Annotated in this window: 25 protein-coding genes; 6 read left to right on the forward strand and 19 right to left on the reverse strand. The window is 32.8% G+C overall.

Going from position 1 to position 25793, the window contains the following annotated elements:
* Positions 1 to 31: 31 nt before the first annotated feature.
* From Q0912_RS03575 to Q0912_RS03595, 5 genes are all read right to left on the reverse strand, one after another.
* Positions 32 to 745, reverse strand: coding sequence for a 3'-5' exonuclease (locus tag Q0912_RS03575; RefSeq protein WP_299112138.1), 714 nt, complete (start codon positions 743 to 745; stop codon positions 32 to 34).
* 471 nt (positions 746 to 1216) lie between these two features.
* Positions 1217 to 2374: a serine hydrolase gene (locus tag Q0912_RS03580; protein WP_299112139.1), complete on the reverse strand. Its 1158-nt coding sequence runs from the start codon at positions 2372 to 2374 to the stop codon at positions 1217 to 1219.
* Between the two features lie 12 nt (positions 2375 to 2386).
* Complete coding sequence (locus Q0912_RS03585) at positions 2387 to 2908, reverse strand: DUF4442 domain-containing protein (protein WP_299112140.1); 522 nt, start codon at positions 2906 to 2908, stop codon at positions 2387 to 2389.
* Positions 2908 to 3381, reverse strand: coding sequence for a methylated-DNA--[protein]-cysteine S-methyltransferase (locus tag Q0912_RS03590; RefSeq protein WP_299112143.1), 474 nt, complete (start codon positions 3379 to 3381; stop codon positions 2908 to 2910). Before Q0912_RS03590 ends, Q0912_RS03585 begins: the two co-directional genes overlap by 1 nt.
* Positions 3381 to 4499, reverse strand: a complete 1119-nt coding sequence (locus Q0912_RS03595; RefSeq protein ID WP_299112144.1) for a hemolysin family protein — start codon at positions 4497 to 4499, stop codon at positions 3381 to 3383. Before Q0912_RS03595 ends, Q0912_RS03590 begins: the two co-directional genes overlap by 1 nt.
* An 81-nt stretch (positions 4500 to 4580) precedes the next feature.
* Here Q0912_RS03595 and Q0912_RS03600 point away from each other — a divergent pair, with 81 nt between their 5' ends.
* Positions 4581 to 5300 (forward strand): GLPGLI family protein, encoded by a 720-nt coding sequence (locus tag Q0912_RS03600; RefSeq protein WP_299112146.1) that lies wholly within the window; start codon positions 4581 to 4583, stop codon positions 5298 to 5300.
* Between the two features lie 58 nt (positions 5301 to 5358).
* Here Q0912_RS03600 and Q0912_RS03605 read toward each other — a convergent pair whose 3' ends face one another.
* The 3 genes from Q0912_RS03605 to Q0912_RS03615 form a co-directional block, all read right to left on the reverse strand.
* Positions 5359 to 6009: a hypothetical protein gene (locus Q0912_RS03605; RefSeq protein ID WP_299112148.1), complete on the reverse strand. Its 651-nt coding sequence runs from the start codon at positions 6007 to 6009 to the stop codon at positions 5359 to 5361.
* A gap of 179 nt (positions 6010 to 6188) precedes the next feature.
* Entirely contained in the window at positions 6189 to 6875 is a 687-nt protein-coding gene (locus Q0912_RS03610; protein WP_299112150.1) for a response regulator transcription factor, read from the reverse strand.
* A gap of 12 nt (positions 6876 to 6887) precedes the next feature.
* Positions 6888 to 8282, reverse strand: a complete 1395-nt coding sequence (locus tag Q0912_RS03615; RefSeq protein ID WP_299112152.1) for a HAMP domain-containing sensor histidine kinase — start codon at positions 8280 to 8282, stop codon at positions 6888 to 6890.
* A 446-nt stretch (positions 8283 to 8728) separates the two neighbouring features.
* Here Q0912_RS03615 and Q0912_RS03620 point away from each other — a divergent pair, with 446 nt between their 5' ends.
* The 4 genes from Q0912_RS03620 to Q0912_RS03635 are packed head-to-tail and all read left to right on the forward strand — an operon-like array spanning position 8729 to position 11408.
* On the forward strand, positions 8729 to 8974 hold the full coding sequence (locus tag Q0912_RS03620) for a hypothetical protein (RefSeq protein ID WP_299112153.1): 246 nt from the start codon (positions 8729 to 8731) through the stop codon (positions 8972 to 8974).
* A 1-nt stretch (position 8975) separates the two neighbouring features.
* Complete coding sequence (locus Q0912_RS03625) at positions 8976 to 9725, forward strand: hypothetical protein (RefSeq protein ID WP_299112155.1); 750 nt, start codon at positions 8976 to 8978, stop codon at positions 9723 to 9725.
* A 12-nt stretch (positions 9726 to 9737) separates the two neighbouring features.
* Positions 9738 to 10076, forward strand: coding sequence for a hypothetical protein (locus Q0912_RS03630; protein WP_299112157.1), 339 nt, complete (start codon positions 9738 to 9740; stop codon positions 10074 to 10076).
* Between the two features lie 3 nt (positions 10077 to 10079).
* On the forward strand, positions 10080 to 11408 hold the full coding sequence (locus tag Q0912_RS03635; RefSeq protein WP_299112159.1) for a hypothetical protein: 1329 nt from the start codon (positions 10080 to 10082) through the stop codon (positions 11406 to 11408).
* Between the two features lie 78 nt (positions 11409 to 11486).
* Here Q0912_RS03635 and Q0912_RS03640 read toward each other — a convergent pair whose 3' ends face one another.
* The 10 genes from Q0912_RS03640 to hemA all read right to left on the reverse strand — a co-directional run bounded on the left by Q0912_RS03640 (position 11487) and on the right by hemA (position 21043).
* Positions 11487 to 11852 carry a hypothetical protein gene (locus tag Q0912_RS03640; protein ID WP_299112161.1) on the reverse strand — a complete coding sequence of 122 codons (366 nt, stop codon included), beginning with the start codon at positions 11850 to 11852 and terminating at the stop codon, positions 11487 to 11489.
* Positions 11853 to 11856: 4 nt separating this feature from the next.
* Positions 11857 to 12732 (reverse strand): nuclear transport factor 2 family protein, encoded by an 876-nt coding sequence (locus Q0912_RS03645; protein WP_299112163.1) that lies wholly within the window; start codon positions 12730 to 12732, stop codon positions 11857 to 11859.
* Positions 12733 to 12826: 94 nt separating this feature from the next.
* Positions 12827 to 13702 carry a helix-turn-helix transcriptional regulator gene (locus Q0912_RS03650; protein ID WP_299112164.1) on the reverse strand — a complete coding sequence of 292 codons (876 nt, stop codon included), beginning with the start codon at positions 13700 to 13702 and terminating at the stop codon, positions 12827 to 12829.
* 18 nt (positions 13703 to 13720) lie between these two features.
* Positions 13721 to 14710 carry a porphobilinogen synthase gene (gene hemB, locus Q0912_RS03655; RefSeq protein WP_299112165.1) on the reverse strand — a complete coding sequence of 330 codons (990 nt, stop codon included), beginning with the start codon at positions 14708 to 14710 and terminating at the stop codon, positions 13721 to 13723.
* Between the two features lie 2 nt (positions 14711 to 14712).
* A complete protein-coding gene (gene hemF / locus Q0912_RS03660; protein WP_299112166.1) occupies positions 14713 to 15615 on the reverse strand; it encodes an oxygen-dependent coproporphyrinogen oxidase in 903 nt (300 codons plus the stop codon).
* 3 nt (positions 15616 to 15618) lie between these two features.
* Positions 15619 to 16152, reverse strand: coding sequence for a GNAT family protein (locus Q0912_RS03665; RefSeq protein ID WP_299112167.1), 534 nt, complete (start codon positions 16150 to 16152; stop codon positions 15619 to 15621).
* Positions 16152 to 16934: an EI24 domain-containing protein gene (locus tag Q0912_RS03670; RefSeq protein ID WP_299112170.1), complete on the reverse strand. Its 783-nt coding sequence runs from the start codon at positions 16932 to 16934 to the stop codon at positions 16152 to 16154. The genes Q0912_RS03665 and Q0912_RS03670 overlap by 1 nt, the downstream gene beginning before the upstream one ends.
* A gap of 159 nt (positions 16935 to 17093) precedes the next feature.
* Positions 17094 to 18161: a uroporphyrinogen decarboxylase gene (hemE, locus tag Q0912_RS03675; RefSeq protein WP_299112173.1), complete on the reverse strand. Its 1068-nt coding sequence runs from the start codon at positions 18159 to 18161 to the stop codon at positions 17094 to 17096.
* A 55-nt stretch (positions 18162 to 18216) separates the two neighbouring features.
* The gene (gene hemC, locus Q0912_RS03680; protein ID WP_299112176.1) at positions 18217 to 19800 is read right to left on the reverse strand and encodes a hydroxymethylbilane synthase; all 1584 of its coding nucleotides are present in this window, start codon (positions 19798 to 19800) and stop codon (positions 18217 to 18219) included.
* Positions 19793 to 21043 (reverse strand): glutamyl-tRNA reductase, encoded by a 1251-nt coding sequence (gene hemA, locus Q0912_RS03685; RefSeq protein WP_299112179.1) that lies wholly within the window; start codon positions 21041 to 21043, stop codon positions 19793 to 19795. The genes hemC and hemA overlap by 8 nt, the downstream gene beginning before the upstream one ends.
* Before the next feature lie 225 nt (positions 21044 to 21268).
* Between hemA and Q0912_RS03690 the strand changes: the two genes are divergently transcribed.
* Positions 21269 to 22168: an AraC family transcriptional regulator gene (locus Q0912_RS03690; RefSeq protein ID WP_299112182.1), complete on the forward strand. Its 900-nt coding sequence runs from the start codon at positions 21269 to 21271 to the stop codon at positions 22166 to 22168.
* Positions 22169 to 22172: 4 nt separating this feature from the next.
* Here the strand turns inward: Q0912_RS03690 and Q0912_RS03695 are convergent, their stop codons facing one another.
* Positions 22173 to 25694, reverse strand: coding sequence for a TraB/GumN family protein (locus tag Q0912_RS03695; protein WP_299112184.1), 3522 nt, complete (start codon positions 25692 to 25694; stop codon positions 22173 to 22175).
* Between the last annotated feature and the right edge of the window lie 99 nt (positions 25695 to 25793).

A 25793-nucleotide genomic window follows, 5' to 3' on the forward strand; every position in this document is an offset into this window, starting at 1 on the left:
TAAACCCGGAAGCTATTGACTTCCGGGTTTTTTATATATGCTTTATTTCATTATCGTGGAGTAACTCTTCTCCTCGTAATCGCAGCAATACCTGTGCAACCGCTATGGTATCTTTTTCGCAATATGTGATGATGCGATCTATATCATGATCTTCATAATATACACGATAAACTTCACTACCATCGATATCATCCTTTGGAGAGGGAATACCTAAAACATTAGTTAGTAGTTTAAGTGACGTATACGTTTTATAATCGCCAAATTTCCATAATTCTAAGGTATCGAGATGAGGTACTTCCCATGGTTTTTTACCAAAAAGATTGAGCTTATATGGTAATTCTATATTATGGATAATCATACGTCTTGCGATGTATGGAAAATCAAATTCCTTACCATTATGTGCGCAAAGTAAATGCTTGTTAGAGCTAAAATGTGATATCACCAGATTTTTGAAGTCCTTTAAAATCGTAATCTCTTCTCCATAAAATGATGTCACTCTAAAATTCCTGAGATCTCCTTCCATTTTAAAATAACCAACAGATATACAGATAATTTTACCAAATTCGGCCCAAATGCCTGCTCTATCATAAAATTCTTCAGCGGTAAACTCTTCTTTACGTTGGTATCTGGATTTAGCACTCCAAAGCTCTTGTTTGGTAGTATCTAAATCAGAGAAGGTTTCAGTTTCAGGAACTGTTTCTATATCTAAGAATAATATGTTTTCTAGGTTGAGTTTGCTAATCATTTTCACCTTTATAATTAAATAAAACTAATGCAAAAATCACATACTGAAAGTAATTTAATATAGACGTAATCACATATAAAACGTAATTTTTGTTTAAATAACTGATGTAGTTTTCAAGATTTTCAAGGCTGTTTTCTTCAAAATTAATAAAGCCTCTGTATAAGATTTGTAAAGCCTGAATTACTATGCATAGAATAATAATTACTATGGGGATAGATTTAAGCTGCTTAATTACGAGCTCTTTTTTTGATATAAACCGCAACCCTAAAACGACTAATAATGTAAAAGAAATAATTTGGATTAGTTCATTTAGCACAAAAATTAGTAATGGTTTCTGATTAATAAACATTAGAAAGTCTTTTAAAACTAATCCAGTAAAGTAAGCAGTTTCTATAAATAGAAACAAAGAAAATCCACCTATGAGTATATATAAAGTACTTTTATTTGTAATTGACTTGACCATTTTAATATTTACTCACTCAACATTTCATATGCCTCATCAATATACAAACTGATATCGAAAGTGTAAATATCATCACTAGCTAAATTTGGTGATTTTTGATGACCAAGCCTTACTATAATGACATTATCTTCTGGTTGTACAATTACATATTGTCCCAAATGCCCGCGCATCATAAAAAAGTTTTTATCTAATTGTGTATGTAGCCACCAACCATATCCATATTCCGGACTTTCGTCGAAACGTGGTTTTACGGACATTGCAACATAGCTAGAATCTATGATTTGTTTCCCATTCCATTTCCCATGATCTTTAAATAACTTTCCATAACGTGCAAAATCCTTAGCATTACTCGCTATACAACAATATGCTTTTACCAGATCATGATCCTCACTATCAACTTGCCACAATGTTGAGTTTTCTGAGCCTAACGGCTTCCATAGACTTTGTTCAAAATAGTCATACAGCTTTTTACCAGTAGCTTTTTCAATAACCATGGCTAACATTTGGGTATCTCCACTTGCATATTTAAACACTTGGCCTGGTTCAGTTTCCATTTTTAAGCCATTCATTACTTTGGCTAAATCATCATCAAAATAAGCGCGTGTAGTTATAGATAAAGGCGAATAATAAGCTTCATCCCAATTTGTGCCAGATGCCATTGAGGATAAATCACCTACGGTCATATTTGCGGCTTTATCTTCGCAAAATGCAGGTAAAAAATCGCATACAGGTTGGTTTAAATTCTTTATAAAACCATCTTGAATTGCCATAAACATTAACCCAGAGACATAGCTTTTGGCCATTGAAAACGAATTAGATTTAGAATCTTCACCAAAACCATCGTAATATTCTTCAAACCAAATACTATCATTTTTTATAATCATGTAAGCAATTGTTCCCCAATCCTTATTGGCATTAGCTAAAGTTTCAGTTGGTTTTACAGAATTATGAGCTTTATGATTTGGCCAAGGTTGTGGGTTATTACTCGCTTCGATAGGTTTTACATCAAACTCTTTATAATCTTCTAAAAAGGCAGTAGTATGACCTTTCATGTATATAGTTCTTACAGCTTTGATTAAATAGTCTGTATCTGTGATGTATAGGATGGCGATTACTAAACCAAAAAAGATGATTAAAAATTTAAATAATTTTTTAAGGAATTTCATTAAGGTAATTTATTAGTTCTTTGTTCTACGTTTTTTAAGCTTTTCTTTATAAAAACGCTTGTTTGCGATATAAAGTGTTTTATTAAAAGTAGCAATTATATTCTGTTTTTCATCAATGAGACTCATTGTCTTTATAATATCAGTTTCATGATGTTCGGCAACGTTCTGTTTTATAGCTTCAATGTCTTCTTTTGTAAATATAAATTCGCCATAGGTGGTTGATCTTGCAGGTTTTTTATAACGTGCTTCAACAGCTTTATCCCAAACCACATAATCCTCACCAAGAATCTGAATCAATTGAATCATATATATAGGGTCTGTAGCGGCTAACATACTGCCTCCAAAAATAGAGCCTGCATAGTTTCTGTTTTTCCAATTGAGTTTCAATCGTATTTTCACATAATGTAAATCGTCACTAACTTCAATGATTCTGGCTGTGGTTCTTCGGTACATCGGTGACCAGTTAAAACCATACTTGTATAGCGCTGAAACGCTAAAGAAACGCTTTAATAATTCTGTACCCAATTTGTACATTAAAATAGGGTTTGTTGTTTGTATTCACTCTCGTGATTGAGCAACCATTGTTTTCTATGTAGGCCACCAGCATAACCTGTTAAACTACCGTCGCTACCTATAACACGATGGCAAGGCACAATAATCCAAAGAGGATTTTTACCATTGGCACTAGCTGCAGCCCTAATCGCTTTTACATCACCTAATTGCTTTGATAAGTCTAAGTAAGAGATGGTTTTACCATAAGGAATGGTTTCGAGTTGTTTCCATACTTTCTTCTGAAATACAGTGCCTTCGGGATTTAATTTTAAGTCGAAAGATTTACGCTCGTTTTTAAAATAGGCCTTAAGCTGTGTTACACAATCTAAAAGAGGTTCTGGAATAACTTCAGATAATTGATGTTGTTTGTCTAATATTGAAACAGAAGCAATACCATCATTGTTTCCAACAATTTTTGCTTGACCAAGAGGTGTTTCAATATAACAGGTTAACATTAGTTTTCGGGATTATCGTTTTCTATTAGCCCCAAACGTTTGGCTCTGCTTTCCCAACTTTTTCTGGCCAACATTTGCAGGTCAGATACATTATCGCTTTCATCCATAATTTCTAGTCCAAGAAGCGTTTCAATAACATCTTCCATAGTAACTAAGCCACTGACAGAACCATATTCGTCAACAACTAAAGCCATATGATTACGGCTTTCTACCAACTGTTCAAACAGTTTTGGAATAGGTATACTGCGATTAACAATAATAATATTTCGTTTAATATCTAAAAGTAATTTAGAGCCATTACCAAGAGCCATTTCTTTAAAGACTTCATCTTTTAGAACCAGACCTGTTATATTATCTGTATCATCAGTATAAACAGGAATGCGAGAAAAACGAATATTTTGGTTTGCCGCAAAAAAAGTTTCGATATTCATCGTCTCATTTTCAGTTTTCATCACTGTGCGAGGAGTCATAATATCTTTGGCTTGTACTTCTTTAAAGGTTAACAGGTTTTTGATGACTTTGCTTTCATTTTCTTCAAATACGCCTTCTTCATGAGCAATTTCGGTCATCGCTACAAAACCTTCGCGACTCAATACACTCCCATGACCTTTACCTCCAATTAATTTTGTTGTGAGTTGAAGTAACCACAAAATGCCTGTCCACTTTAATGGAAATATCAATACCTTTAGGGCTTTTGCTGTAAAGTTGGCCAACTGTTTCCAAAAGGTAGCACCTATGGTTTTAGGGATAATTTCTGAAGCTACTAATATTAAGATCGTCATAATCGTAGAAACTACACCAACCATTAAATCTTCGGTAAATTCCATACCAAGAATACTGCGTTTAGTGGTTCCATAAAGTTCTGCATAAGCGACTTTGGCCTGTACACCAACCAAGATAGCACCAACGGTATGTGCAATGGTGTTTAACGTAAGAATAGCAATTAAAGGACGGTCAACATCCTTTTTTAATTCTTCTAAATCATCAGCGTAAGCTTTACCTTCTTTCTTTTTTACATTGATAAATGTAGGCGTAATACTGAGTAAAACGGCCTCGAGAATAGAACATAAAAATGAAAAGAAAATAGAAATTATGGCGTAAAAAATGAGTAAGCCCATTAATGTATTGAAGTTTAGTTATCACAAAGTTACAAAATGAATAGTTAAAACAATGTTGAAATAAAATTCATAAATTATAACATGAAAAAATCACTTCTATTCATTATAATGTTTGTGTCATTACATCTGTGGTCACAAACAAAAGGTAAAGTAACATATTTGGTCTCCTTAGATAAAACAGAGCTAGAAGCTCCCTATGAAAACCCTGATAATTCTGAAGCAAAAAATAAAGCTTTAAATATACTTAACGAAGCACAACCTGTCGAAGCCTATTTAATTTTTAATGACAGTGTTGCTAGTTATTATGTTCAGGATAAAGATGCACCCATGTTCGAAAATAATGATGGTGCTATTTCAATTACTCCAACAGGAATTAATTTTACCTGGATACGAGCTGGTGGAGAACGTTATTTTTATACAGACTGGAGTCGAGATTACAACATCAGTACATTTGATTTAATTGGTAAAAAGAAACGTTTAATTGCTCAAGATATTGATTGGATGATTACAGAAGAGGAAAAGAAAATTAATGGTTATTTATGTATAAAAGCTGTAGATAGTTCTAACGAAAAAAGAATAGCATGGTTTACAAAGGATATACCCGTAAAACATGGACCTAGAAATATAAATGGTCTACCAGGCCTAATTTTAGAATTTTACGATAATAAATTCAGTTATATTGCTCAAAGCGTTGAACTAAACCACAAGGGGGTTGCAGAAATAAAAGAGCCTATGGAAGGAGATTTAATTACTCAAGAAGAATTAAAAAAGCTATCAGGTAATCCTTTTGGTAAAGATTAAAACATAAAAAAGCCTTAGCTATTTAAGTTAAGGCTTTTTTTAGTTCTGATTGATTTGCTTAGTTCTTTTTAGCAGCACGTTTAGCTTCTCTGGTTGCGTGCTCAACTTCACGTTTTGCTTTTTCTAATTCACGTTCTGCACGCTCTAGTTCGCGTTTAGCTCTAGCTTCGGCCTTTTCAGTTTCTTTTTTAGCATCAGCACCTGAGATAAAGTACTTTAAATCTTGACCGAGTTTATTGATTTTTTCGGTAAAGCCTTTTGATGCTGCTTCGGTATCCACATATATTCTTAGATGCCCTTTGGTTAATTTACATTCAAAAACTGCATCTCCATTTTGGCTATCTGACCATAAGTATGTATTTCCTTTTATACTAAGATTTCCTTTTCCTAATTGGTCTAACAACATTGTTTTTACACCTTCGTTTTTAGATTTGTGGTAGCTAGCCCTAAACTTATAACTATCATCAGAGATTGAAATAGAAACTGAGCTATTGTGCTGGTCGTTGTCGGTATCGACTTCAATAGAATACGATGATGTTGAACTAGAGCTAGAGGTTGAAATTGAAGGTGGTTCTGGTGGTTCAGGTGTTGTTTGTGCATTAAGTCCTAATGTTAAAAATAGTGTTGTAATAAGCATTAAACAAGTAATTCTTTTTGCATCTACTATTCTGATGCTTCTTTCTACTTTTTTTGATTTTTTGAAATTCATGATTATTCGTTTTTAATTGATTATGAAACAAATGTAGATGACAAAAACGACGTAAAAAAGAAAATGCCAGACGTTAACCTAGCATTAACCAAGCATTAACTTGAATTTCATTTTAACCCAGTCGAAAGACTTTCTGGTTAGACATAGTAAAAGGTTTAAACTGCACTCATGACCTATCATTAACTTATCTTAAATTCTAAGCCAACATTTCTAATACTCTCTATGGATATTGAAGAATCTAGTTTAAAATATTTGCGTAGCCTGCTTATAAAAACATCCATACTTCTGCCCGAAAAGAAATCGTCATTTTCCCAAACGGCCTTTAAGATGTCTTCGCGTTTTAATAGCTGGTTTTTATGATGGTATAAAAACAGTATAAGTTCTCCTTCTTTTTGGGTGAGTTGCTTTTTGTAATCATCACAGGTCAGTTCTAATCTTTTGGTATCAAGACTGTAGTTACTGATTTTTATAATTTCAGTTTTTTGTAATTGTGTTGATACTTTTTCTGTACGTTTTAAAATATTGTTAAGCCTAAGTACGAGCTCATCAGCTTCAAAAGGTTTAATGATGTAGTCATCTGCACCAAGTTTTAGACCTTTAATTTTATCTTCTTTGAGTTTGCGTGCTGTTAAAAATATAAAAGGCGTTTCAGGGTTAATATCTACAATGTTTTCTGCTAAAGTGAAGCCATCCATTTTTGGCATCATCACATCGAAAACGCAAATGTTGTAAATGTCTTTTTTAAATAATTCTAAAGCTTCTTTACCATCTTTAGCCCAAGTTATGATATAGCCTGATATTTCTAAATATTGCTTTAGGATGTTTCCAAAATCTAAATCATCTTCTGCCAGTAAAATGTGCTTCATAATAATTGATTTTTAATGAAATGGAATGTTTAAAATAAGTGTTGTACCCTTTCCTTCTTTACTTTTTACAGTTATGTTTCCATTATGGGCCTTAATGATTTGATTGGTATAATATAAACCAAGTCCAAGCCCTTTTACATTGTGGATTTCTTTATGTCCTGCTCTAAAAAATTTATCAAACACGTACTTTTTGTCTTTGTCAGAAATACCACGACCATCATCTTTAATAGAAATTTTTAATTCTGAATTACTTTCAATTGTACAATCAATAACACTATCATCTTCGGAGTATTTTACAGCGTTTTCCAGAATGTTTAAAAGCGCTGTGGTTACATAAAATTTATCGAGATGGATAGTTTTATTTAATATTGAAAAATTTCTGCTTAGCGTGACATTTTTAGATTTTACTGATAGCATAAAGTCGTCTAAAACCGTGTTGATATAATCTTTGATATTTACAGACTCTTTATTGAGATGAATTTCTTGATAGCCTAAGCTATTACTTAAGACCTGATCAATAAGTTTTTGCAACCGTTTATTTTGACGCTCTATAGTATTTACAGTATTATCGATAAGTTGAGGTTGTTGTTTTACGTTATTATTCTTCAGCATTTTGGTAGCTAAAGTTAAGGTGGCTAAAGGGGTTTTAAGCTCGTGTGTAATATTATTGACAAAGTCGGTTTTAATATCTGCAATTTTCTTTTGTTTAATTAAACTTTTAATAGCGTAGTAGAGTAATCCGATAACTGTAGTAAATATGAGTAAGGATAATAGTAAAAGCCCAAGCATTTGCTTAAATACAATTTTTTTCCAGCCAGCGATATCCATCTCATCTTCTGTTTGAAACGTTAAGTAGAATGTAACTTCTGCATTTTTACCATTAATAACTCTACTCGATGAATGGTCGGTTTGCCAGCTAGTTGTGCTAATCCCTATGCTATTATCTTCGGCTATAAAGTTACCTAATGCAATTTTTTTGGGTGTTGTATTGATATTAAAAAGCGTATCGTTTTTTGTTGAATCCTGAAGTATTATTGTGGTAACTTTTTTGCGGTACTTAATACCATAAGGGATATTACTTTTAAGTAACTCTTTTTGATATTCAGCGATATAAGTGTCGTTTATTGAGTCTATTACATTTTCTAAATTTATAATAACCTCCTCTTTTTCTATTAAATTAAACTTGTAATCTATAAGCTTATTTATAAAGTGTTCTTGCCAAAAATCGGATAATGAATCTAGTGCAGGAGAAAAATCATCTATCTTAGCTATTGAAGTTTTAGTCTCAGCTATGAAGGCTTTTTTCTTTAGCTCATAGGTGTTATTGATTAAATAGCCTTGAATTATAGAAAGTGCTATTAAGCCTAAAGCAGAAGCAATTATTAAGTGGTTGATTTTTCTTTTCATACAATACCGTAAGTTAAAAATAAAACAGAGTTTATAGTTTTAAGATTGATTGATTTTTTTGATTGATGATACTATAAACTCTGTTTAAAATGTTGAAATCATTATCTAAAACGTCTTTTGGTATTCCAGTTATACGACTTAGTTCTTTGATCTCTTTCTGTGATTTGATTGTTGTTTAACGTTCTCATGATTAAATGATTTTAATGATTGATGATGGTACAAATCTAGAGTGAAGAGTTAAGAGAAAAAAGAAAATGAGTTAGGTTAACCTAGCATTAACCTTAATAAATGAAGAAATTTCAATATCTATATGGCTTCAGAAAATTTAAACCTACTTATGTTAATAACCAATTATTTTGTAACTTTAAGGATAATATACCTGTTATTGGGTATTTACATCCCTTCCCTTTAGACCTAATTTAGTAGCATAATTTAATATTTAGATTATGGGAGCTAATACTATTGCGTACAAATTACAGAAGATTACTTGCGAAGATGATTCTTGTCAAAAAGAGTTTAGTGTTATCATTTCACCCATCTATACTGCAGTTACCAGACCAGTGTCCGAAATAAAAATCAAGGCTTTCGCTAGAGGTGAAGAAGTTGAATCAGAAGATATTATTAACGACTATATAGTGGTTAACTGTCCTTGTGGCAAGAATACCCAAAGAGTTTATTTAAAAAAGAGTTAAAATGAGTGAGCCGAAAAAATTTGATTTTGACCAGTTTTGGCTAGAAAAAGGACAAGAACTAGTTAATCAGACATTTACTAATCTCAATAGGCATTTAAACAACTACAATACATATTTAAACATATTATTGGGGGTTTACACAGCTTATGGGTTGACTTTGACAGCATTATTTAAGTCAGAAAACACGTATATTTATGTTGGTTTTTTCTTACCGCTTATTCTAGTATACTGGGCGATATTTAAAATCTCTGTTGGGCAGGAAATTCCTCTCGATTCTTTAGATATGAGAAGCCCCATAAAGATTAATAACACGCACAATAGACTAATTACCAGCTTAAAGAAAGATATCTTAAATGCAAAAAGAATGATAGGTATAGCAACTTTTGCAGTTTTAATGGGTGGCTCCATTACTACATTTTATTTAAACAAAGAGGTTAAAGAATTTGAAAAAAATAAGTTAGACAATGATGCTAAAAAGGAAAGAAAGAAGGATTCACTAAAAATAGCTGACGATATTTTCAAAGAGTTTAAGAAAGACCAGAAATTTTATATTACAACCAACAAGAAAGATCAAAAAGCTACAATAGAAGCAAAATTACTTGAAGGAAAAACTATTGAAGTTAAATACCTTGATTTAAATGGTAAAGCTAAGACTAGTAAGCCTATAAGAATCCCAAAATTTATGGATTACAAGAGAGACCTGGATAGTGTAAAAAGTATTATAAATATTAAAGTATTAAATAATAATTAAAACTAAGAAAGCATGAAAAATATTGTAAATGAAACTGAGTTCGATGTCACATCGGGTGAAGCATACTACTTAACGATTACTTTTGGAAATGGGCAAGATGGTGATTCCAGCTTTAGAGACGTTGAAGGGCAATATCACACTGGAAGTATAATAAACGTAAAGATAGGCACAGGGGCAAAGTTAGTAGGAACTTTTATTCTAATAGGTTCATTGGTTACTGATACCAATCCGGATACCAATAAAACAAGTGTTTCTTATTATATCAATGGTAAAGAAGTGGAAACATATAATGAGGATGTAGAGGAAGACAATTCTGCTATTTATTATACAACATTTATTAAATTTATTTAAGTTATGAGACTAAGACTATTAATATTAAATATTCTGCTATTCTTTAATTATTCAAATGGGCAAGATCTTGATTTAACAGAGTTAAAAGCACCATCATCACCTGCGTTTACAATTTTAGGGGTTCAGCCTACAGAAATTGCGAGGCCAACAACTTTTGATGCATTCAAAGCAAATTTGTTTGATAATTTTTCTGATGAAAATGGGTTTTCAATTCCTCAAAACCTTGCATTGGAATTTTCACCTTACTGGCTATTTAACCATAAAAATTTAACTTTTGATAAATTACTAGATCCCAGCCTCAATTCAGTTTGGACCAATATAGCTAGGAACTCCTCAATCTCAATTGCAACTATGGATATTGAAAATCAAATTGAAGACGATATGGTTAGTTCTGGTACTCGTTTAGGTATTGGGTACAGAACACTTATTCTCTCAGGATCACCATCAAATAAAAACAAAGAAAAGCTCCAACAGGCTTTATTAGCGTTAAAGGAAGTTCGTTTGACGATGGTAAGTGCCATCAATGTAATTCAAACTTTAGCATTTGACCCTGGATATAAAGATTTTGATAAATTTCTAGAAGATATCCCTTCCGAAATTGAAAAGTTGTTTAATTCTAAGGGACTAAATTCTACAGTTAAGGAACGTATTAGACAAACTGTTGATAAAGATATTGTAGCTCCTTTAAAAAAGTATAACATAAACTCCCCTTTAGATACTCAATCCAAATTACAAACTTATATTAATGGCACTTTAGTGGCTCAGGTATTAACTAAAAAGAAGAGTGACATCCAATCTAAAGCAAAAGCGGTAGAAGATTTAGTAGATATTAACAATAACAACTACAAAGGTTTTTTCTTAGAATTTGCTACGGCTTTAACGCTAGATTTTAATAATAACAAATTTGATAATTCTAGTTTGCCAAAATGGGGTTTTTGGCTGACACCTTCATACAGGACAGAAAGCGAAAAGTTTGAATTTTTAGGGGTTTTGAGATTTATAAAAAATGAAATTATAGACAATGTAGAATCAGATAATTTTGATGTCGGAGCAAAATTGGTCTTTGAAAAAGACAAACTTTCTTTTTCGGGTGAATTTATTAAACGATTTCAGTACTTGGAATTGATGGATAACTCAGGCAATTTAGAATCAAAAGATGATCTTAAAGCTGTTTTAAATATTGAGTATAAGCTAGCTGATAATATTCTAATAACTTATACTTTTGGTGAAGATTTTAATGTTAATACAGAATCTGATGGTAATGTAATTTCAACAGTTGGTTTGAGCTATAATATTGGAGGAAGCACAAAAAATATTAAACTTTTTGAATAATTTTTTAAAGAAATAAAACAGCTTGAGTTCTTACTCAAGCTGTTTTGCTATTAATTAGGCCTTTGCTCTAGTACATATCTACTTCACGGCATACCGTTCCATTTTCATGGTTGGAGCAGCAATCATATTAACATATGTTACTACTGAAGTATCACTCATAAACTTATTCATAGAAGCTTCAGCATCTGCCATGGTTTTCCATTTTACTACAACGACAACTTCATTGGTTCCCTTAGAATAACCACTTTCCCTGCTTATATAACCAGGCTGTTTGCTCGTGTAGATATCTTTAATCTTGGCATCTTCTTTCCAAAAATCACCAGCATTTACAGAAGCTTTGTATTTAAAGGTCGTAACTTCTATCACATAAGACTCCGTAGTTTCTGAATTTTGATTACATCCTGTTGCTACTATCGCCAGTAGTATTAAAACTAACTTTTTCATAGTCTTAGAAATTAAATTTACCATTGGTGTTTTTGTGCTCAGTTTCAGGTAATATGGTTTCAATAATATCCCAATGTTCAGCTATTTTACCATTTTCAATTCTAAACAGGTCATAGAATGACGTATGCGCTCCAGCAAATTTACCTTCACTTACAGCTAATACAAAATTACCTTCGCCAAGGGCTTTGTGGACTTTGTCATAAACCATAGTTACACCATTTTTAGCCATCTCTTCTAAAGCTTTACCTAAACCCGATAAACCATCACCAATCATAGAGTTATGCTGAATGTAATTATCTCCATCAAAATAGTTACTCATTTTATCAAAACCACCATTAACTAAAACAGTGTTTAAGAAATCCTCGACTATTACTTTGTTTGCTTCCGTTTTATCTAAATCGTTTATTGCTGTTTCTCCATCGGTTTGCGAATGTCCACTTGGGTTTGCTGGTGTTAACTCAGCTAAATTGTCCCAATGCTCAACGATTTTTCCATTTTCGAATCTAAAAATATCAAAGCCTATTTTTGGACCAAAAAAATCATAAATAGTGTGTGAGAAAGTATAGTCACCGTCTTCAAATGAACGAACTACCTTAGCTTTAAAACCATCTTCTGGTGCGTGTTTCATAACTTCTCCAAATCCTGCTAAACCATCACCAACGGCAAGATTATGTTGAATATATTTATCAGGATTAATATAAGAAATTGGTGTTTGGTCACCAGTTTCTAAGCTTACCAATAAAGCCGCAGCTTTTTCTTTGTTTGATAATTCTGTTGTTGTTTCCATAGGTTCTGTTTGTGTGTCTTCTGTTTCTTTTTTCTTTGAATTACACGCTGTTATTAACACAGCTAAAGCAATAATTGTTGTGATTCGTTTCATGTGTTAGTGTTTGTTTGGTGCAAATTTGAAACAAATAAAGCCTGCATAAAAGATGAAAATCAGAATAAAAATGGTTAAAATCGAACCTATTGTTTTATTTAATACTGTTTTTAAATGATTTTGGGGTTAAACCCGTATTTTTCTTAAAATACTTGGTGAAATTAGTCGGATCTTCAAAACCGAGTTTATAAGCGAGTTGTGTGCTCTTTATAGAAGAATTGATAAGGTTACGTTTAGCCTGAAGAATAACATAGTCGTCAATGACAGTTTTGGCAGTTTTGTTAACTAATTCGTTTGAAATTGTATTAAGATGCTTATAGGTAATTCCTAGTTCAGAAGCATAAAAATTTGCACTTCTGGTGTTATGAAAACTATCTTCTAGAAGCTTAGTAAACTTTTGAAACAATTGAATTTGAGAAGAATTTTTAATATGAAATGTTTGATGCTGCTTGTAATATTCTGCTTTAGAAACTAGAATAACGAAAAGGGATTCTAAGATTGTTTTTTGATTAAAAGCCGCTCGATTTGCAAATTCAGTTAGCAATAAACTGAAATAGCTATTAAAATCAGATTGCCTTGGAACCTGAAGAATGGGCGAAAATAATTGCGGATTAAATAATCGAAACACGAAATCTTTTGGCAGATGAGAAAAGCTATCTATAAAATAATCTTCAGTAAACAGCATACAATAGCCTTTAAAATCAGTAGAAAAATCAAAAGCATTTACCTGGTCTTTGGTTAAATAAATTAAAGTGTTCTCTTGTATGGGATACCAATTAAAATCAATGAAGTGTCTGCCTTTTCCTTCGGTAAAAAATATGAGATTATAGAATTTTAACTGATGAGGTTGCTCAGGATTATGATCAAAACCTTTTTGTTGCCTGATATAATCAAGAGGAACTATATCAAAACCAAAGCTTGTCTTTTCGGTAGCTTGAAATGCAATATGAGGGATGCTTTTTCTCATCATACCTCCAAAAGATAGCTATTATGATATTAACTTTACCACATCCTTAGCAAAATATGAGGCTATAATATCAGCACCAGCACGTTTAATAGATGTGATTTGCTCTAACATTACCGCATCATGGTCTAACCAACCTTTTTCAGCAGCAGCCTTAAGCATAGCATACTCACCAGAAACTTGATAAACTGCAATTGGGATTTCAAAACTATTTCTAATATCGCGGACAATATCTAAATAGCTCAATCCGGGTTTTACCATAACGATGTCAGCCCCTTCATTAATATCCATTTCCGTTTCTCTAATCGCTTCATCTCTATTAGCAAAATCCATTTGATAGGTCTTTTTGTCTTTTGGCACATTAACCATATCTACAGGTGCAGAATCTAGAGCGTCTCTAAAAGGGCCATAAAATGCAGAAGCATATTTTGCAGAATAACTCATAATACCAACATCTAAAAAGTTAGATTGGTCTAAGCCTTCTCTAATACCAAGAATGCGACCATCCATCATATCACTTGGAGCTACAAAGTCTGCACCTGCTTCGGCATGAGAAATACTCATTTCTGCTAATACTTCAACCGTAGCATCATTGATAATTTTTCCTCCTTCAACAATACCATCGTGCCCATAAGAAGAGAAAGGGTCTAAAGCGACATCAGTCATCACCAACATATCTGGGCAAACGTCTTTAACTGTTTTTATAGCACGTTGCATTAATCCATCTGGATTTAAAGCCTCAATGCCTTTGTTGTCTTTTAAGGCATCATCGACTTTCACAAAAAGTAAAACCGATTTTAAACCTAAGCTCCAAAGTGTTTTAACTTCTTCTTTAAGTAAGTCTAAACTATAACGATAGTAGTTTGGCATAGAAGCAATTTCTTCCTTAATACCATTCCCTTCTACTACAAAAAGTGGTACTAAAAAATCGTTAGGAGAGATGATGGTTTCACGGACTAAGCTTCTAATAGCTTCGTTGGTTCTAAGACGTCTATTTCTTCTAATCGGGAACATAACTATATCCAGTTTTTTGGTTTTTGTAATACTTTAAGCAATCGTTCTTCTTCACTTCCTTCTTCTGGGTGGTGGTCATATACCCATTGTACATGTGGAGGTAGGCTAATAAGGATACTTTCAATTCTTCCATTGGTCTTCAATCCAAATAAAGTCCCTTTATCATGCACCAAGTTAAACTCTACATAACGACCACGACGAATTTCTTGCCAGTTGCGTTGTTCTTGAGTGTATGATAAATCTTTTCGTTTTTCAACAATCGGCACATAGGCTTCTATAAAACTATTTCCAACTTCAGTGACAAAGTCATACCAATTTTGCATGCTCATCTCTTCGGTCTTTTTACAATAATCAAAGAATAAACCACCCAAACCACGCGCTTCATTTCTATGAGAATTATAAAAGTACGCATCGCATCTGGCTTTGTATTTTGGGTAGAATTCTGAGTTATGTTTATCACAGGCTGTTTTACAGATTTGGTGAAAATGCTTGGCGTCTTCATCAAACAGATAGTACGGTGTTAAATCTTGTCCACCACCAAACCACTGGTCAACAATATTGCCATCTTGATCATACATTTCAAAATAACGCCAATTGGCATGTACTGTAGGTACCATTGGATTTTTAGGGTGCAACACTAAGCTTAGTCCACAGGCAAAGAAATCAGCGTCTTCTACACCGAAGTACTTTTGCATGCTTTCTGGTAACTTACCATGGACACCAGATATATTAACACCGCCTTTTTCGAATACATTTCCGTTTTCAATAACACGAGTTCTGCCACCACCTCCTTCAGGGCGTTTCCAAATATCTTCTTTAAACTTTGCTTTACCATCTATACCTTCTAATTTAAAAGTGATGGTGTCTTGAAGTTGGTGTATATAATTGAAAAATTTATCTTTCAAATCTTATGCTTTATAAAATTCATATACCTCCATATCTAATGATTGTTCACCTGGAGGTGTAAATCCTTTTTCATTTGTTTTTTGCCATTCAAAATTATTACCTGTAGCTACTTTTACACTTCCAAGATTGTCTTTATGTACAATAATTTGAAGTGTTTTGAGACCTAAACTTTCAAAGGCGTAATTGGACAATTCTCTTATGGCTTTGGTCATTAAACCTTGCCCTTTAAAGTTATAGTCAATACAATAGGCAAATTCTCCTTGTTTTGTATCCCAATTGAGTTCTTTGATATAGATAAGACCAACTAATACTCTAGTCTCAGATTGCTTTAATGTAAATAAGAATTCTTCTTTATTTTCAAAATGTTTCACTTTCTTTTTTACAAATAATTGAGAAAGTGTAGGATTTAAATTCTGCTCTAAAGTTTTTGGAAAATAGCGTTTAAACCGATCTGCATTTGCCACACATAAATCGCAAATTTTCCATGCATCACCATTATGAACGGGATTAATTTCGAAACCATCAAATACAATCATTAGTTCAAATCTATTTTGTCAAAAGGTTCAAAACCTATTTCTTCATCGTCATCAAATAATAAATCTACTGCAATAACCGAAGCTGAGGTTACACTTAGTGGTAATACTAATATCACTCCAACAACAGGAATAAGTAACAATAACAAAAACCCAATGCCATTTCCAATTGCTAAGCCTCTGTTTTTTCTAATAAAAGCAACACTGTCTCTATACTTAAAATGACGTTCGAGAGTGTAATCCATATTAGCAAAACCAGCATAGTAAGCTTGTACTAAGAAGAGTAATACGGTTGAGAATATATTAACAACTGGTATAAGCTTAAGAAGTAGAATAGGTATGGTAAGTGTTAATTCTTTAAACAAATTTCGCATGCCAATTCTGATACCACGAATAAGTTGCTTAGAAAAATTTGTATTGACATAGTTTTTTGCAGGTTTACCTGTAAAATAAGCTTCAATTTTCTCTGAAACAGGACTCATAAACGGTGAAGACAACGCCATGATGATATGCTTATATAATATAAGCCCTATCGCGAAAATCACAATGCCTCCAACAAAAGTAGAAATTGCTGTAAATCTAGCTTTACCAAATTCCCAAACCCAAATACTTGCAATCCATTGACCAAGATTATCTGATAGACCGTAAGCCGAAACAAAAATCATTATAAAGACGACTACACTTATAATAACAGGAATAACAAAGTACTTCCATAATTTCAATTTTGAAATTAAACCATAGGCACCTGTGTAAACCTGAAGTCCTCTAAATATATTTTTAATCATAATATTTTCTGCGAATGCTGAAATCTTTTTAATTTAACTTTATTATCAAGAGCTTACAATATCCTTTTTAAGAATATATAAACCTGTCACTAAACAAGACGCTCATGTATATATCTTGTTACACCAACTAAAGATAATGGTTTATTCTCTATAAGAAAATTAAGATGGACTCTTATATTCTTTAACAGCATCTATAAATGCCTTAGCATTATCTAAACCAATATTAGGTAAAATACCATGACCTAAATTTACAATGTATTTATCTTTTCCGAACGCATTAATCATCTGATGTACCATTTTCTTAATTTCTGATGGTGGTGAGAATAAACGTGTCGGATCAAAATTACCTTGCAAGGTTATGTTGCCGCCAGTTAAATAGCGCGCATTACGAGCGGAGCAAGTCCAATCTATACCAAGTGCAGAAGCACCAGATTTAGCCATTTCACCTAAAGCAAACCAACAACCTTTACCAAAAGCAATGACTGGAGCATCGTCTTTTAAAGCATCGATAATTTGTTGAATATATTGCCAGGAAAATTCCTGATAATCTACAGGAGATAACATGCCTCCCCAAGAATCAAAAACTTGTACAGCATTACAACCTGCTTTTACTTTTTCTTTTAAATAAGCAATTGTGGTATCAGTAATTTTCTGTAATAGCTGATGTGCAGCAATGGGATTAGTAAAGCAAAACTCTTTGGCTTTATCAAAGTTCTTAGAGCCTTGACCTTGTACACAATAACATAAAATGGTCCATGGTGAGCCCGCAAAACCGATAAGCGGAATTTCGTTATTAAGTTTTTCTTTAGTAGCCTTTATCGCTTCGTATACATAGTTTAGAGCATCCTTTACATCAGGGACAATAACATTATCAACATCTTTTTGAGAGCGTACAGGATTTGGTAAGTAAGGCCCAAAATTTGGTTTCATTTGTACCTCAATGTTCATGGCTTGCGGAATTACCAATATATCAGAGAATAATATAGCGGCATCCATACCATAACGACGTATTGGTTGTACTGTAATTTCACTTGCTAACTCAGGTGTTTGACAACGTGTAAAAAAATCGTACTTGGCCTTTATTTCCATAAACTCAGGAAGATATCGACCAGCCTGACGCATCATCCATACGGGAGGACGATCTACAGTTTCGCCTTTTAATGCTCTTAAGAATAAATCGTTGCGAATACCTTTGGAAGCAGGTATCTCTTTGTTTTTGTTCTCCATATTTTTAATTCTTTCTTTTAAAACTTATTTAAGTTTCAATTCAAAAGATTCCTGCCTACGCAGGAATATAATGTTCGTTTACTAATTCAATAACACTTTCAACGGTTGGGACTTTAGCAATACGAACGTCTTCAAAATAGTTTTTAGCTGCCTTAGCAGTAGTTTCTCCAATACAAAAAGCTATGCCGTTAGCTTTGTTTTGTTTTAAAAAACTTTCAACTGTTGATGGGCTGTAAAACATAACACCATCTAAATTACTATCTACTTTATCCGCATCAAACTTAGTTTGGTAAGCTTCAATTTCGTTTAGTGTGATATTATTTAAAGCTAATGTATTTGGTAAATCATCTAATCGTAAATCGCTACAGAAATAGGTGACTTCTGTTCCATCCATATATTCAACTAAGTAGTCCGCAAGTTTTTTGGCATTAGCTTCTGTGTGAGTAACTTTACCTATGCGCTTTTCTACCATACGTTTGGTGCGTCTACCAACACAATAAATATTTTTGAATTGCAATTCTGGAGCTGAGAAATTAGTTAATAAGGCCTCAACTGTATTTTTACTAGTAATGATAACGTTCTGGATCTCGTTTCTGATTACAGTTTTAGGAATACGATTCAAACTAATTTTTATAGCATCATTACTTTCAGCTACGACATCATTATGAAAAAATAATAACTGATCGTCGGTTAATTTTTTAGTGGAATAAATATTGGTTGTTTTATCACTACGTTGTAACTGATCAATCAAGGTTTTACCACCTTTGCCAATAATATAATCTGCGCAGAACTCCGCCAGACCTTCATGTTTACCTAAAGGTACAACCTTAGAAACTTCAATCTTTTTGGTGCCATCTTTACTTAAAAGAATCCCTTTAAAGTTAACCTCTTCATTTTTAATATAAGCTAATGCACCAATTGGAGCGGTACAACCTCCTTCGAGTCTGTTTAAAAATTCGCGTTCTATTGAAGTGCTTATTTCTGTCTCTTCATGGTTAATCTCTGCGCAAATAGCTCTAACTTTCTCATCACTTTCTAAAGCTGTAATCATAATAGCGCCTTGTGCGGGAGCAGGAATCATCCAATGTAGATTTATTGAATTTTCTGGGGTGAGGTTTAAACGACCTATTCCTGCGCCAGCAAAAATAGCAGCATTCCAATCCTCGTTGTCTTCTAATTTTTGAAGCCTAGAGTTAACATTGCCACGTAGTCCAACAACTGTATGCGTTGGATAGCGATTTAGCCATTGCGCACGTCTTCGTAAACTGCCAGTAGCTATGACCGCATTTCTTGCAGACAAAAACTCTTCATTCTTTTTAAAAACAAGCGTATCGTTTACGTTACCACGCTTTAAAACAGCAGCTTGGACAATGCCTTTAGGCAAAATGGTTGGCACATCTTTAAGTGAATGTACTGCAATGTCAATATCTTCATTAAGCATTGCAATATCTAGAGTCTTGGTAAAAATTCCTGTAATCCCTAATTCATATAAAGGCTTATCGAGAACTAAATCTCCAGTTGATTTTACAGGAACCAGAATAGTTTTATGACCTAAATGTTCAAGTTGGGCTTGAACCGTTTTTGCTTGCCACATAGCGAGCTGGCTATCGCGTGTGCCAATGCGAATAATTTTAGACATTATCGGTAGTTTCTAACTGAAATATTTTTTTGATGAGTTCTATGCTCTCATCTGCAGAATTGCCATCTTCTCTTAAGTGATGGGCAAATTGGTTAGTGATTTTCTGAATAATATTATTGGTAATCAACTCAGCTTGATCTTCATTGAAATCAACTAGTTTTTTACGTTGGGTACTTAATTCAGAGTTTTTATAATCGGTAAGCTTGTGCTTAATGGCCTGAATTGTAGGGACAAATTTAAGTGTGTCTAACCAGGCATTAAATTCTGACATAATATCTTCAATAATTTCCTCTGCTGCAGGAATATATGCTTTTCGATTTTCTAGAGTGTCATCCGTAATCTTAGCCAAATCATCTAAATGCACTAATGTAGTATTAGACAATTCACTAATATTTTCATTTACATTTTTGGGAATCGATAAATCTAAAACCAGTAAGGGTTTTTCTGTTGAGATTAAAGATTTATAAACCGTTGGATTTTGTGCTCCAGTTGCAACAATGACGATATCAGAACCGTTAATCTCTTGTTCTAAGTTTTCATAATCTTTTACAATGAGATTAAACTTACCAGCAACTTCCTCTGCCTTGGTTTTTGTTCTATTGATTAAGGTGATGTGCGAATTCTGAGTATGCTTTACTAAATTTTCACAAGTATTACGCCCTATTTTACCAGTACCAAAAAGTAGAATATTTTTTTCTGAAATATTCTGAACATTATTCATAATGTATTGAACAGAAGCAAAAGATACAGATGTTGCACCAGAAGATAATTCGGTTTCAGTTTTAATACGCTTACTAGCTTGTATAACAGCATTAATTAACCTTTCTGAGAAAGAGTTTAGTAGACCTTCTTTTTTTGATGCTCGAGCTCCAAATTTAAGTTGGCTGATAATTTCGAAGTCTCCAAGAATTTGACTGTCTAAACCAGAGCCCACGCGAAACATATGGTTTATGGCCTCTTTGTTTTTATAGACATAAGCGACATTTTGAAACTCCTCTACAGTACCTTTGGTGTTTTCGCAAAGTAAATGAATTAACTGATAAGGATGTTCGGCAAAGCCATAAAGCTCGGTTCTGTTACAGGTAGAAATTACTAAAACACTTTCAATACCATTTGCTTTAGCTTGCGCTAATACGTTTTGTTTTGCAGTATCACTTAAACTAAAATGACCACGTACTTCAGCGTCAGCTTTTTTATAGCTAAGGCCAATGGCATAAAAATATGTACTCTTGTGTTGTTGCATTTGCTTATATAACAACTCGATATTGTTTTTTCCTGAAAATTAATTTCAAATAGTGGAACAAAAATAATTTTGTTACCTATATAAAAGTAACGCTAGAAGAACTTAAAGTGTCGTTTCTGGGTTTTTTACTTTGTTTTTTAATGAAATATGATTTTTATCATACTTTTACAGTAAAATCAAGGGTTTTTTGACCTTTTGTTTAGAACGAATCTAAATAAGAAGAAAATGAATTTAAGAAAAACGACTTCAAAAAGTGTCGCTAGAGGTACTTTCGATGAAACTTTTATTGAGGATGGTTTTTTTGTGTTAACATCTAAGAACGACAATACTACTATTCAAATTCTTGAACGCGAGATTGATAGCAGTTACATTCAGTTTCATTTCTGTACTAAAGGTGCTGCTGATTTTGTCTTTAATCAAGGAAACTATACATTGAATATTTTAGAGGATATGTCTTTATTACTTTATAATCCGCAACGCGATCTACCTATCCATTTAGAGCTTAAACCACAATCTTGGTTGGTGTCCTTTGTTATTTCTATTAAAAAGTTTCATGGCTTGTTTTCTCAGGATGCCAATTATGTAACATTCCTGTCTGAAGACAATAAGGATAAAAAGTATTATACAGATGGTAAAATCAATCCGTCTATGGCTGTGGTCTTAAATCAATTAATAAGTTTTAATCTTAATAACTCAATTAAGCCTTTATATTTTAAAGGCAAAGTATATGAATTATTGAGCTTGTACTTTAATCGTAGCGAAGATGCAGACATAGAGCAATGTCCGTTTTTAGTAGATGAAGTCAATGTAGCAAAGCTTAAAAAAGCTAAAGATATTATTATTGTTAATATGGCTGAGCCGCCAAGTCTAAAAGAATTATCACAAAGTGTAGATTTAAGCCTTAAAAAACTAAAAGAAGGTTTTAAACAGATCTATGGAGATACGGTGTATGGTTTTTTATTTGATTATAAAATGGAAGTGGCACGCAAACTACTTGAGTCTGGTGATTATAATGTCAATGAAGTTGGGTTAAAAGTGGGTTATAGTACTTCTAGTCATTTTATAGCAGCTTTTAAAAAGAAATTTGGGACTACGCCTAAGAAGTATACACAAGCATCATCATAAAAAATTAATAATCATAATAGCCATTATAACTACCACGAGCACTCGGAGTGACGCGCTTTCGGTCTTTGTAAATGGATAAATTGATAATCTCTTCGTATTGCTCTTCTAAGGTTTTGGTTTCATCTACAGTTGTCCCATAGTTTTCAGATATATTGTAAAAATCTACAACCAATTGTTTAGGGTCTTTTGGTTTTATAAAAGCAATATAATGTAGTATTTCGGATTTGCCAGAGTATTCATCATTCTTGTCAATTTTAAAGAAATACATCACAGCATCTTTACCTTTATCTGTTTTAAAATCACGTTTCATTAGAAATTTAATTGAGTCTTTTTCTTTTTCGTAATTGGCTTGAGATAGTAACTTGGATTTCGCATACTGTTGTTGACTAACGTTAAGTGATTTTATGGTTTTCAGTAGTTTAGCATGTTCTAAGGCTTCAAGAAGATAGTATTGATTGTCTTCGTCTTCAACTAATTTTTCTTTAAGTGCACTTGGAATAGCTTCCTTATTTTTGGTAAGCAACACATAGTATCTTACCAATGCCGATTTATCCTCTACATTTAGCATTTTTTCAAAAAAATCTTTAGCACTTCGTTCTTTTCTATAAGGAAAAATAAGATTTACATAAGTCACTAAGTCATCGGAATACGATCTGTAACCATAATTATCATTACTTAGACTTCGTTTCACTTCTATTTTACCATCGTTTATCAGTTGGTTTTTGTACTTACTGTAGGTTTTAATTTTTATATACCCACTGTCTTTTACCTTAGCCAATAAATCGTAAAGCGGTTGTTTATACTCACTAATGGTACTGTATTGAAGGATTTTAGGATATAAAGTAGCTTTTAATTCTAAAGAATCTTTGATGTAATAATTATAAAAAATACTACCGACAGCTCCTAATGGTAAATCGCGCTCCATTAAATCCATAGCAAGGTCGTAATTCTCTTTTTTGTTAGAATCAAACAAACCTTCTAAGATCGAACTTTGTATTTGTGGGTCAGAATAACTATCAAAATACAATTGCTTAATAAACACCAGGTTACTTTCCAGATCAATTTCAATAAGTTTTTCAACAAGGTGCGATTTAATGTTTAAACGTTCTTTCTTAAACTCAAAATCCTTTAAAACAGCTACAATATCCTTACTGTTGTGTTTTTTAAACTTTATAAGATTATAAGACTCTAAAACGATACTGTCGTTTTGTTTTAAGGCATCAAAGAATTGCTCGGTCTTATCGTTGAGAACACTTTTGCCCATTAGGGTATCAATAGGTGTAAAAGTGTTGTAGAATTCAGTTACAAATTTTGATGGTCCACTAATAGAATCGATTAAGGTCTTCAATTCAAAAAGCACACCTTTTCTCAAAACATTTTTTACCATCACCTGTTTAGTACTATTTGAATCTGTATAGGTGAAGCTATAATAATAAATATCATCCTTCTTTGACTTAGTGCGATTAGAGATGTTAAACTTATTTTCTGGCGTGTAATAACGCGAGCTGTAATTTACTTTTCGCTCAATGTCTTTCCATAAACTATCTACATTATGATACATCTGTAAATCATGAAACTTCATTCTAGAAACCACTATCTGCTCATTGGCCTTTGTAGAGTAAGTCGTAGATTTTGTTTTCTCTTCGTAATCCTTAGCATCCTTATTGTTGTAGCTACCATAACCATAAGGGTTTGGTATTGGAGCTTTGGCATTGGTCAGTACTGAAAAATGTAATGAAGTGTCTGTAACTTTTTCAAAACCTGTATAATCGGTTGTGTTAAATTTAAAGGACTTAAAGAAATTAGATTTCTTAGTCTCGTTAGTGCCAACATAACCTAAAAGGTAATAGCTTCCGTCTTTTATTATAGTTTTTAGGTGAAGATTTTTACCCAAAGCCGAATCTAAAACTGCATAAGATTCATAATTTTTGTATACACCAGCCTTAAATCTTCCTTCCTTCTCTTTAAGCTTATAGGCTTTATAAAGCGCATGGTGAAAGTATTTAGCTTCAAAACGGTCTTCTTCGATATATGTTAAATCATGAAGTGCTGCTTCCTGTACAAAATAGTAGGCATTATTTTGATAACCTTCTAGTAGTTTTTTACCACTGTTATGCAAGTTGCTGGTGGTGTAATATTTAGGAAAATTAACCTGAAACTTTTTGTTCGGCGATACAAATAAAATGCTACTATCCGAAGGGGTTTTAAGGGTTATTGAGTTAAATATTTTTTCTTCGTGTTGTAATACAAAATCACTACGACCAGCAAATTTTATGATAATAATTTCTAAAGGTGTCTGATAAATATGGTACTTCTGAAATTCTCCCTTTTTGGTTTTATTAATTATACTTAATCCTGGATATGGACGCGTCAATTCTTTCTTACTTACAATATCTCCTGGGATATCCTCATATAGTAAATCATCGATTTCTTTTAAAGTAATATTTTCTTTTTCGTTTGGTAAATAGGTAAAACGACTAATTCTGTTAACCGTTAAATAAGCACCATTAGTCATATCTGGGTCTAGGTAATATTTTTGACCACCATAAGAGAATTCTCTGAGTTTATCATAAGTGTTTAAGCCTAAAAAACCATCAGGAGTATTATGCATTTTTAGTGTTGGTGCTACAAAAAGGCTATCGAACTTTGTTTTTTCGTTTTTACTGTAATCGGTTTGTTCGGAGGTCAAGGCCTTCACAGTATAGCCTCTGTCTCTTAGCATGTTAATCATACCTTGGTTACCTGGTAAATGTGCCGCCCCTACACCAGCAAATACTGATTTATTGGGCATTAATTCTATCAAAGCATTTACCATGTTTTCATTGCGAATAAACAGCATGTTCTCTCTGTAAAACTTAGTATTTACTCCAGCGCCAATAGAATCTAACAAATCAAGGTTTCTGTCACGATACAAGTTTTCTTGAATTAGATATGGATTTTCTTTAGCATACAGTTTCTGAATCCAAGGGTCTAAATCCTTTTTGGTAGCATTATAAGCAGCTTTTGTGGTTAAATAACGAGACTCTGCTAAATCTTCTAATCCGTATATGTCCTTACCGTTTTTCTTTCCTGCTTGATAAATGAACATGTCTAAGTAGGTTTCTTCTTCAAAATTATCGGCAGCATTGTTTTTTCTGTATAAGTATGCATTAACAGCTCCATTATCCATTCTAACAGAAGCCCTTACAGCCATTTCTTCAGGGTGCGTTAGTTTAAAAAGGTTAGTGTAGAATTCGTTCCTGTAATTATTATATCTCCCCATTTCATTTAGCATCATATTGTAATTAAAACCTGGCCATGTCATAGGGTCAGATTCTAAGGCAATGCAATCACTTTCGTTTAAAGCTTTGTAGAATACATCATCTAAACGAAAGGCCACTTTTTTACTCACATGCATGGTTCCGTAGAGATATGATGGTTTTTCTAGACCATTACCAGTAATTTTCCAAAGTAAACTTTGGTATTTTTGCTGGGCAAAGCATGTCATTGAAATTGTGAGTATAAATAAGGTAAGACGTTTTTTCATTTTGAACTGTATAATCAGAACACGTAAAGATATTTAATTCCTTGAAACAGCCATATTCAATCCTCAAAACTCGTTTAAAGACTGATATTATAGATGTTT

The sequence above is a fragment of the uncultured Winogradskyella sp. genome (genome assembly GCF_947498345.1).
In the GTDB taxonomy this organism is placed as follows: Bacteria; Bacteroidota; Bacteroidia; order Flavobacteriales; family Flavobacteriaceae; genus Winogradskyella.

What these genes read in the sequence shown, in the direction of transcription:
- Q0912_RS03600 (WP_299112146.1), top strand. Translation starts at nt 4,581, where the DNA reads ATGAAAAAATCACTTCTATTCATTATAATGTTTGTGTCATTACATCTG.
- Q0912_RS03695 (WP_299112184.1), bottom strand. Translation starts at nt 25,694, where the DNA reads ATGAAAAAACGTCTTACCTTATTTATACTCACAATTTCAATGACATGC.
- Q0912_RS03650 (WP_299112164.1), bottom strand. Translation starts at nt 13,702, where the DNA reads ATGATGAGAAAAAGCATCCCTCATATTGCATTTCAAGCTACCGAAAAG.
- hemB (WP_299112165.1), bottom strand. Translation starts at nt 14,710, where the DNA reads ATGTTCCCGATTAGAAGAAATAGACGTCTTAGAACCAACGAAGCTATT.
- Q0912_RS03665 (WP_299112167.1), bottom strand. Translation starts at nt 16,152, where the DNA reads ATGATTGTATTTGATGGTTTCGAAATTAATCCCGTTCATAATGGTGAT.
- Q0912_RS03595 (WP_299112144.1), bottom strand. Translation starts at nt 4,499, where the DNA reads ATGGGCTTACTCATTTTTTACGCCATAATTTCTATTTTCTTTTCATTT.
- Q0912_RS03690 (WP_299112182.1), top strand. Translation starts at nt 21,269, where the DNA reads ATGAATTTAAGAAAAACGACTTCAAAAAGTGTCGCTAGAGGTACTTTC.
- hemC (WP_299112176.1), bottom strand. Translation starts at nt 19,800, where the DNA reads ATGTCTAAAATTATTCGCATTGGCACACGCGATAGCCAGCTCGCTATG.
- hemA (WP_299112179.1), bottom strand. Translation starts at nt 21,043, where the DNA reads ATGCAACAACACAAGAGTACATATTTTTATGCCATTGGCCTTAGCTAT.
- Q0912_RS03640 (WP_299112161.1), bottom strand. Translation starts at nt 11,852, where the DNA reads ATGAAAAAGTTAGTTTTAATACTACTGGCGATAGTAGCAACAGGATGT.
- Q0912_RS03575 (WP_299112138.1), bottom strand. Translation starts at nt 745, where the DNA reads ATGATTAGCAAACTCAACCTAGAAAACATATTATTCTTAGATATAGAA.
- Q0912_RS03580 (WP_299112139.1), bottom strand. Translation starts at nt 2,374, where the DNA reads ATGAAATTCCTTAAAAAATTATTTAAATTTTTAATCATCTTTTTTGGT.
- Q0912_RS03620 (WP_299112153.1), top strand. Translation starts at nt 8,729, where the DNA reads ATGGGAGCTAATACTATTGCGTACAAATTACAGAAGATTACTTGCGAA.
- Q0912_RS03630 (WP_299112157.1), top strand. Translation starts at nt 9,738, where the DNA reads ATGAAAAATATTGTAAATGAAACTGAGTTCGATGTCACATCGGGTGAA.
- Q0912_RS03645 (WP_299112163.1), bottom strand. Translation starts at nt 12,732, where the DNA reads ATGAAACGAATCACAACAATTATTGCTTTAGCTGTGTTAATAACAGCG.
- Q0912_RS03605 (WP_299112148.1), bottom strand. Translation starts at nt 6,009, where the DNA reads ATGAATTTCAAAAAATCAAAAAAAGTAGAAAGAAGCATCAGAATAGTA.
- Q0912_RS03625 (WP_299112155.1), top strand. Translation starts at nt 8,976, where the DNA reads ATGAGTGAGCCGAAAAAATTTGATTTTGACCAGTTTTGGCTAGAAAAA.
- Q0912_RS03615 (WP_299112152.1), bottom strand. Translation starts at nt 8,282, where the DNA reads ATGAAAAGAAAAATCAACCACTTAATAATTGCTTCTGCTTTAGGCTTA.
- Q0912_RS03610 (WP_299112150.1), bottom strand. Translation starts at nt 6,875, where the DNA reads ATGAAGCACATTTTACTGGCAGAAGATGATTTAGATTTTGGAAACATC.
- Q0912_RS03585 (WP_299112140.1), bottom strand. Translation starts at nt 2,908, where the DNA reads ATGTACAAATTGGGTACAGAATTATTAAAGCGTTTCTTTAGCGTTTCA.
- Q0912_RS03635 (WP_299112159.1), top strand. Translation starts at nt 10,080, where the DNA reads ATGAGACTAAGACTATTAATATTAAATATTCTGCTATTCTTTAATTAT.
- Q0912_RS03590 (WP_299112143.1), bottom strand. Translation starts at nt 3,381, where the DNA reads ATGTTAACCTGTTATATTGAAACACCTCTTGGTCAAGCAAAAATTGTT.
- Q0912_RS03670 (WP_299112170.1), bottom strand. Translation starts at nt 16,934, where the DNA reads ATGATTAAAAATATATTTAGAGGACTTCAGGTTTACACAGGTGCCTAT.
- hemE (WP_299112173.1), bottom strand. Translation starts at nt 18,161, where the DNA reads ATGGAGAACAAAAACAAAGAGATACCTGCTTCCAAAGGTATTCGCAAC.